The sequence below is a fragment of the Sporichthyaceae bacterium genome (assembly GCA_036493475.1).
GTDB lineage: Bacteria > Actinomycetota > Actinomycetes > Sporichthyales > Sporichthyaceae > DASQPJ01.
On record DASXPS010000167.1, the window covers coordinates 1 to 7,254 of the forward strand.

11 protein-coding genes are annotated in these 7,254 nt (G+C 71.4%); 4 read left to right on the forward strand and 7 right to left on the reverse strand.

What is annotated here, in order from left to right; translation table 11 throughout:
* Both VGJ14_16940 and VGJ14_16945 read right to left on the reverse strand, forming a co-directional pair.
* Positions 1 to 853, reverse strand: an 853-nt coding sequence (locus tag VGJ14_16940; protein ID HEY2834117.1) for an aminoacyl--tRNA ligase-related protein, incomplete at its 3' end; no start/stop codon positions are given.
* A 133-nt stretch (positions 854 to 986) separates the two neighbouring features.
* Positions 987 to 1,268, reverse strand: coding sequence for a hypothetical protein (locus tag VGJ14_16945; protein ID HEY2834118.1), 282 nt, complete (start codon positions 1,266 to 1,268; stop codon positions 987 to 989).
* Positions 1,269 to 1,319: 51 nt separating this feature from the next.
* Between VGJ14_16945 and VGJ14_16950 the strand changes: the two genes are divergently transcribed.
* Genes VGJ14_16950 through VGJ14_16965 form a run of 4 tightly spaced genes read left to right on the forward strand, consistent with a single transcriptional unit; the run spans position 1,320 to position 3,723 of the window.
* Positions 1,320 to 1,679, forward strand: a complete 360-nt coding sequence (locus VGJ14_16950; protein HEY2834119.1) for a DUF6703 family protein — start codon at positions 1,320 to 1,322, stop codon at positions 1,677 to 1,679.
* Between the two features lie 37 nt (positions 1,680 to 1,716).
* Complete coding sequence (locus VGJ14_16955) at positions 1,717 to 2,451, forward strand: metal ABC transporter ATP-binding protein (protein HEY2834120.1); 735 nt, start codon at positions 1,717 to 1,719, stop codon at positions 2,449 to 2,451.
* Complete coding sequence (locus VGJ14_16960) at positions 2,451 to 3,323, forward strand: metal ABC transporter permease (GenBank protein ID HEY2834121.1); 873 nt, start codon at positions 2,451 to 2,453, stop codon at positions 3,321 to 3,323. Before VGJ14_16955 ends, VGJ14_16960 begins: the two co-directional genes overlap by 1 nt.
* A gap of 4 nt (positions 3,324 to 3,327) precedes the next feature.
* Complete coding sequence (locus tag VGJ14_16965) at positions 3,328 to 3,723, forward strand: Fur family transcriptional regulator (protein HEY2834122.1); 396 nt, start codon at positions 3,328 to 3,330, stop codon at positions 3,721 to 3,723.
* Here VGJ14_16965 and VGJ14_16970 read toward each other — a convergent pair.
* The 5 genes from VGJ14_16970 to VGJ14_16990 form a co-directional block, all read right to left on the reverse strand.
* On the reverse strand, positions 3,720 to 4,517 hold the full coding sequence (locus VGJ14_16970; GenBank protein ID HEY2834123.1) for an isoprenyl transferase: 798 nt from the start codon (positions 4,515 to 4,517) through the stop codon (positions 3,720 to 3,722). The genes VGJ14_16965 and VGJ14_16970 overlap by 4 nt on opposite strands.
* The gene (recO, locus tag VGJ14_16975; protein ID HEY2834124.1) at positions 4,514 to 5,275 is read right to left on the reverse strand and encodes a DNA repair protein RecO; all 762 of its coding nucleotides are present in this window, start codon (positions 5,273 to 5,275) and stop codon (positions 4,514 to 4,516) included. The genes VGJ14_16970 and recO overlap by 4 nt, the downstream gene beginning before the upstream one ends.
* Positions 5,276 to 5,338: 63 nt before the next feature.
* A complete protein-coding gene (locus VGJ14_16980) occupies positions 5,339 to 6,589 on the reverse strand; it encodes a DUF6596 domain-containing protein (GenBank protein ID HEY2834125.1) in 1,251 nt (416 codons plus the stop codon).
* 1 nt (position 6,590) lies between these two features.
* On the reverse strand, positions 6,591 to 6,935 hold the full coding sequence (locus VGJ14_16985; GenBank protein ID HEY2834126.1) for a YciI family protein: 345 nt from the start codon (positions 6,933 to 6,935) through the stop codon (positions 6,591 to 6,593).
* A 93-nt stretch (positions 6,936 to 7,028) separates the two neighbouring features.
* Positions 7,029 to 7,254 (reverse strand): hypothetical protein (locus VGJ14_16990; protein HEY2834127.1); only part of this gene is annotated, 226 nt, incomplete at its 5' end.

Sequence of the window (7,254 nt, forward strand, 5' to 3'; positions counted from 1 at the left end):
CCCAGGTGGCGTCGTCGAAGCCGAATCGGTACTCGATGTCCACGGTGCGCACCGAACCGGGCCGACGGGGGTCGGCCACCCGGGCATGCCGGCGCAGATCCTTCTCCGGCAGGCCGAGATCCAGGTACCACTCCCACCGCTGCTCGATCCAGTACTGGTGCCACTCGTCATCGGTGCCCGGCGGCACGAAGTAGGCCAGCCCCATCTGCTCGAACTCGTGAGTGCGAAACAACGTGGCGCCGTGCCCGGCCTCGTTGCGGAACGACCGGCCGATCTGGCCGATACCGAACGGCGGCCTGCGCCGCGCCGAGCGCACCACGTTCGCGAAATTCATCAAGATGCCCTGGGTGGGGTCCGGGCGCAGGTAATGCACGACGTGCTGACCGTCGTCGAAGTCCAACCGGGTGCGCACCGCGCCGTCGACCGGGTGCGGCTCGCCGAAACCGCCCGCGCTGTCGCAGGCCGGGCAGGTGGCCGCGGTCAGCGCCTCCAGTCCGCCGGCCAGTGCCGCGGCGTCCAGCAGCACCTCATCCACCCGCAGCCGGCGCCGACACACCTGACACTGCGTCAGTTGGTCACCGAAGCCGTCGGCGTGTCCGGAGGTCTGCCAGGCCACGTCGGGCAGGATCACCGCCGCGTCCAGGCCGACGACATCATCCCGGCCCTGCACACAGGCCTTCCACCACTGTCGCCGCACGTTCTCCTTCAGCTCCACGCCCAGGGGCCCGTAGTCCCAGGTGGAGCTGAACGCCTCGGCCGAGCCGTGTCGGTCGCGGTAGATGCCCGCCGACGGATACCCGAAACCCCGCCGGCTGCCCAGTCCGACGATCTGTTCGATGCGGTCGGCAGACAACAGAACTCCGAGCTCACGTACCGGGGTGGGAGGCGCCCACCCTACCTGCGGGGACGGGGACAGGCACAGGGCCCGGCGGCGCCTACGGGGCTTGCATCGACTACAGGTTTCGCTTGCCGACCTTGAAGATTCGCTAAACCGACCGGACGATCTCGTAGGTGCATTCGGCGTCCGGTACGCGGTTCATCAACGGCATGATCGCCTCGCGGATCAGCCCCGCGGTCAGCCCCCGCCGACCACTGCCGATGTCGGTCCATTCGCAGGTCAGCACCCACCGATCGGGGTCGTCGACCGCGCGACCGAGTCGCCCGCGGACCCAGCCGGGCCGGGTGGCCAGGGCGTCCAGCGCCGCGTCAACCTCGGCCAACAGCGCAGTGGGGTCGCCGGTGGCGGAAAACGGGACGACGAGCAACATGGCGGTCAGCGTGCCGGCAATACGCCCACTGACCTGCGGCAGGATGGGCCCGTGGCACGCAGACCGCCCAACCGGGGCTCCCGACCGCCGGCCCGGGGCATCCGCCCGCAGTCGCGGCAGGGGGTGCCCGATGAGAACGTGGCCAACCGCGTGGCGGTGGCCTCCGCGCCGGTCTTGGCCAGGCTCATGGGCCTGCCCAAATACCTGCCGGCTCTCGCCGTGTTGGTGGTGTTGTTCGCCGGGTTGGTCGCGGGCGGCGTGATCGGTCTGGTGCTGCTGCTGGCGCTGGCCGCGGCGTTGGGCTGGTTCCTCGCCGCGTTCTGGCCGATGACGCCGGCGTCCGGGCGGGTGCTGCGACTGGGCGTGGTGATTGCCCTGGTGGTCGTGGGGTTCGTCAACCTCGGCCGCTGAGTTGACTCCCCGGTAGATCGTAACGACAATCGTTTTCATGACGGATGCGGCGGCGGTACGGGGACTCACCGTCAACTATGGCCGTCGGCGGGTGTTGCACGCGGTTGACGCCCGGTTCCCGGCCGGCGGGGTGAGCGTGCTGCTCGGACCCAACGGGTCGGGCAAGTCAACGCTGGTCAAGGCGATGCTCGGGCTGATCCCGGCCGCCGCCGGTGAGGTTGCGCTGTTCGGCACTGCGGTGTCCCGGTTCCGGGACTGGCACCGGATCGGCTACGTCCCGCAGCGCAGCACCGCCACCACCGGGGTGCCCGCCACGGTGGCCGAGGTGGTGCGCTCGGGCCTGCTGGCCGGCGCCCCGTGGTGGCGACCGTTGGGCCGGTCCGGCACCGCGGCAGTGGCCGCGGCATTGACCGAGGTGGGCCTGGCCGACCGCGCGGCGGACAGCGTGGCGGCGTTGTCCGGGGGCCAGCAGCAACGCGTGCTGATCGCCCGGGCGTTGGCCGGCCAACCCGATCTGTTGGTGATGGACGAGCCCATGGCCGGGGTGGACTTCAGCCATCAGGAGGACTTCGCCGCCACGGTGGCCGCGGTGGCGGCGGCCGGGCGGACGGTGGTGCTGGTGGCCCACGAACTCGGCGCACTGCAGGCCGACCGGGCGTTGGTGTTGTGCGCCGGTGAGGTGATGCACGACGGTCCGCCACTGCCCGATCACGTCCCGTCCTGGCACGGGCACCATCACACCGTCACCGCCCCGCCGGGGGCCTGGCCGTGATGCCGGAGGTGCTGCAGCCGGCGTTCATGCAGCGGGCCCTACTCGCCGCGCTTGCCGTCGGACTCGCCGCCCCGGCAATCGGGATCTACCTGGTGCAACGGCGGCTCGCGCTGCTCGGCGATGGCATCGGACACACCGCACTGACCGGGGTGGCGCTGGCGGCGTTGTTGGGCACCTCCTCGATCCCGACCGCCGCCGTGGTCGCGGTGATCGGCGCGGTGATCATCGAAGTGGTCCGCGCGCACGGCCGCACCAGCGGGGACGTCGCGCTCGCCCTGTTGTTCTACGGCGGTATCGCGGGCGGCGTGATGCTGTTCTCACTGGCCCCGGCGGGCAGTGCGACCCGGTTGACCTCCTACCTGTTCGGCCAGATCACCACGGTGGCGCCGCACGAACTTTGGGCGATCGTCGCGTTGGCCACGGTGATTCTGCTGTTGACCATCGGGTTGGCGCCGCGGTTGTTCGCGGTCTGCCACGACGAGGAATTCGCCCGGGTGTCCGGGCTGCCGGTGAGCGCCCTGAACATCGGCATCGCGGCGAGCGCCGCGATCACCGTGACCATCTCCATGCGGGTGGTCGGGGTGCTGATGGTCAGCGCGCTGATGGTGGTGCCGGTGGCCACCGCCCAATTGATCACCCGCAGTTTCCGGGCCACGTTCGCGTTGGCGATCAGCCTGGGCACGGTCGCGGCGCTGAGCGGAGTGGTCGTTAGCTATTACGCTGACGTCCCGTCGGGACCGAGCATCGTGGTCCTGGCGATCGGCGGCTTCGCCGTCACCGCGACCGGTCTGGCCCTGGCCGGCGTGGTGCGCCGGCGAGCCCTACGGAACGAAGTGACGCCATCGCAAATGGGCACAGTCGGAACGGGGTGACGGCATGACCAGTCCGACGGCGCCGCAGCGCGCCACCCGCCAGCGCGCTGCGGTATCCGCGGTGCTCGACTCCGTCTCGGACTTCCGCAGCGCACAGGAACTGCACGAGGAGTTGCGGCGCCAGGGCGAGAACGTCGGGTTGACCACGGTCTATCGCACCCTGCAGGGGTTGGCCGAGGCGGGCCAGGTGGACGTGCTGCGCACCGACGACGGCGAGTCCATGTACCGCCGGTGCAGCTCCGGGCACCACCACCACCTGGTCTGCCGGGAATGCGGCCGGGCGGTCGAGGTGGCCGGGCCGGCGGTGGAACGGTGGGCCGATCAGGTCGCCGCCGCGCACGGGTTCACCGACGTGACGCACACCCTGGAGATCTTCGGGCGTTGCCCGAGCTGTTCCTAGCGGCCGGCCGCCGGCGGCGGGTTGGGCGGCGCTCCCCCGTAGCGCCGGTCCCGCGCGGCGTAGAGCTCGATGGCGTGCCAGAGGTGGCGCCGGTCGAAGTCCGGCCACAGCGTGTCCAGGAACACCAACTCTGCGTACGCGCTCTGCCAGAGCAGGAAGTTGGACGTGCGCTGCTCCCCCGAGCTGCGCACGAACAGGTCCACGTCGGGCAGGTCCGGCTCATCCAGGTAGCGGGCGAACGTGCGCTCGTCGATTTTGTCCGGTCGTAGCTTTCCGTCGGCCGCGTCCGCGGCCAGGGCCCGCGCGGCATCCACGATCTCCGCGCGGCCGCCGTAGTTCACGCAGAACTGCAGGGTGATCTTGTCGTTGTCGATCGTGCGCCGCTCGGCGTCCTCGAGTTCGCTGATCACGCTGCGCCACAGCTTTGGCCGTCGACCCGCCCAGCGCACCCGCACGCCCATCGCGTCCAACTCGTCGCGGCGGCGGTGGATCACGTCGCGGTTGAAACCCATCAGGAAGCGCACCTCATCCGGCGTGCGCTTCCAGTTCTCGGTGGAGAAGGCGTAAGCACTCAGGCATCCCACGCCGATCTCGATGGCCCCGCAGATCACGTCCAGCAGCGCGGCCTCGCCGGCCTCGTGCCCGGCCGTGCGGGCCAGGCCGCGCTGCTTGGCCCAACGGCCGTTCCCGTCCATCACGATCGCCACGTGACGCGGGATCAGGTCCTTGGGCAACTGGGGCGGACGGGCGCCGGACGGATGTGGCGGCGGCGCGGCATAGCTCTTCTTGCTCATGCCGGCGCTGCGCCATCCGCCGGTATCACTGCACGTTCCACGTGGCGCAGCGAACGCAATCCGCGTTCCAGGTGCCACTGCAGGTACGCGGCAACCAGGCCGCTGCCCTCCCGACGCGCCCGCGGGCCGCTGGCCTCGGCGGTCTCCCAATCCCCGGTACGCAGGGCGTCGAGCAGGGCCAGGGTCTCCGCACCGGGTGCCGCGCAGGCGGGCGGGCGGCAGGACGCGCACACCGCGCCGCCGCCGGGCACGGTGAAGAACCGGTGCGGTCCGGGCGCGCTACACCCGGCGCACTCGGCGAAGCTCGGCGCGTAGCCGCCCAGCGCCAGCGAACGGACCAGGTAGGCGTCCAGCAGCAGCACCGAGTCGCGGGCGGTGTCGGCCAACGCGCGCAGCCCGCCGACCAGCAGCAGGTACTGGCGCAGCGCCGGGTCCCCCTCGTTCTCGGTGAACCGCTCGGCGGCCTCGAGCATGGCGTTACCCGCGGTCCACCGCGCGTAGTCGCGGGACAGCTGCCCACCGAACGGGTCCACAGTGACCACCTGGGTGGCGATGTCCAGGGTGCGCCCCGTCACGCACTGGAGGTCCACATGGTTGAACGGCTCCAGACGGGCGCCGAACCGCGAGGACGTGCGTCGCACGCCCTTGGCCGCTACCCGGATGCGGCCGTGCCGCTTGGTCAGCAGCGTGATGATCCGATCGGCCTCGCCGAGCGAGTGCGTGCGCAACACCACGCCGGTGTCGCGGTAGTAGGCCACGCGTCCATTCTCCCGTGTCGGGGGCCTCCCCCGGGCTGTTGGTCGGTTCCGGATTCGGGCGTGTCACGCGCCGGGCAGCCCCGCCAACCGCTCCTCAAGGAACTGACGCTCCGTCAAATTCGAGGTGAGCGCCAATGCCTCCTCATACGCCAGCCGGGCCTCCACGGTGCGTTCCAACCGGCGCAGCAGGTCCGCACGGGCTGCGGCCCGGTAGCCGTAGCCGGCCAGCTGCGGTTCGTCGGCCAGCGCGTCCAGCGCGTCGAGGCCCGCGGCCGCACCGTCGGCGAACCCGATGGCCACCGCCCGGTTCAGCGCCACCACCGGGGACGGCCAGACCGTGTGCAGGGTGTCGTAGAGCCGGACGATGGCCGCCCAGTCGGTCACCGCCCACTCCGGAGCCGCGTCGTGCACCGCGGCAATCGCGGCCATCAACGCGTAGCGGCTGGTCGGGCGACCGGCCAGGGCCAAGCGGACCAGCGCCAGGCCCTCATCGATCGCGGACCGGTCCCACGCGGTGCGGTCCTGGTCGGCGAGCAGCAGCAGTCGACCCTCGGCGTCGGTGCGCGTCGCCCGCCGCGCGTCGGTGAGCAACAGCAGCGCGAGCAACCCGGCCACGTCGGGGTCCTCGGGCAGCAACCCACGTAGCAGTCGGGCCAGGTCCAGCGCGCGCTCGGTGAGCTCACGGCGGACCAAGGCCTCACCGTCCGGCGCAGTGTGCCCGGTGGTGAACAACAGATGCAGTACCTCGCAGACCCCGGCCACCCGCTCGGGAATGTCGGCAGCCAGCGGGACGCGGTAGGGGATGCGCGCTCCCGTGATCTTCTTCTTGGCCCGGGTGATCCGGGCGGCCATGGTCGGCTCGCTGATCAGGAAGGCCCGCGCGGTGTCCGCGGTGGACAGGCCGCACAACAGCCGCAGGGTCAGCGCTACCTGTGCCTCGGGGTTCAGCGCCGGGTGGCAGCAGGTGAAGATCAGCCGCAGTCGGTCATCGACGACCGGGCCGGCGTCCGGCGTCGCGTCCGGGCCCGGTTCGGTGTCGTCATCGAGCAACAGGGGCAGCGCGCGCCGGGCGGTGCCCGCGCGCCGCAGCAGGTCCAGGCCGCGGCGGCGTGCGGTGGTGGTCAGCCAGGCACCGGGCCGGTCCGGGATGCCGCCTGTGGCCCACACGGTCAGTGCCTTCGCGTAGGCGTCCTGTACGCACTCCTCGGCCAGGTCCAGGTCGCGGGTGACGCGCACCGTCGCGGCGAGCACGAAGGCCCACTCGCGGCGGTGCGCGTCGGCCAGCGCCGTGGCGACCGCGGCCGAGTCGTTCACCTCAGGACTGGTCGAACACCATCACCGGGCGCACCTCGACGCCGCCGAAGCGGTGCGGCACCTGCTTGGCGATCGCGATCGCCGCGTCCAGATCCGGGGCCTCGATGAGGTAGTAGCCGCCGAGGGCTTCCTTCGTCTCCGCGAACGGCCCGTCGGTGACCGCGGTCCCGTTGGCCCGGATCGAGGTGGCGGTCCCGGTGGGCTGTAGCGCGTTGCCGCCCCTGATCGCCGCGCCGTTGTTCTGGCCGAACTCCATGTGGTCCTTCATGCCCTGTGCCCAGGCTTCGGCGCCGCCCGCCTCCCAGCCGGTCTCGTCCTCGTAGATCAGCACCAGGTATTCAGCCATGTCGCGTCCTGTCGGTTGTGGGGATCCGAGCGACCCCGCTATCTCCTCGACGCGCGAGGTCCGCCGGCATCGACAACCTAGAGGAACTTTTCTTCAGCGACCCTGCGGCAGCGGAATCCCGGCGCTGACGGTGCCCTGGCCGGAGTCGGTCCAGGTCGAACCGGGTGAGGGCGGCGCGACCGGCGCGGCGGCCCGGGCGCTGCCGGAAGCGGCCACCGTGGCGGCCAACACCAGCGCAGCCAACACCCGCTGCCGCCGCCGGTCGCGCACCATCCCTGCGTTCATCGCGAACCCCCGCTCACGAAATCCCCGAATGGGA